This is a genomic window from Actinomyces sp. HMSC075C01 (assembly GCF_001812965.1).
In the GTDB taxonomy this organism is placed as follows: domain Bacteria; phylum Actinomycetota; class Actinomycetes; order Actinomycetales; family Actinomycetaceae; genus Actinomyces; species Actinomyces acetigenes.
Genome location: NZ_KV810906.1, coordinates 1 through 224, shown reverse-complemented (window position 1 = coordinate 224; position 224 = coordinate 1). Strand labels below are relative to the sequence as shown.

Here is a 224-nt window from a genome sequence, read left to right as displayed (position 1 = left end):
CCGGCAACACCACCGAGTTCGCCGCCATGAGCGATGAACGCTGCAAGTTCTGCAAGTCCACCATCGACGACGCCAACGACATTCACAGTAAAGGAGGATGGGCCGACAAGTGGGATCAGGAAATTGTCGGAATAACTTACTACGAAAAGCTAGAAGGCTACAACTACAACAGAGTCAAGGTCATCATTAACTACGGAGCGATGGCCTCCTACTATGGCGACGGG

General features: G+C 52.2%; 1 pseudogene. It reads left to right on the top strand.

The features are described 5' to 3' along the window. Positions 1-224 (top strand): annotated as a pseudogene (locus HMPREF2883_RS00065) (hypothetical protein); the annotation flags it as partial.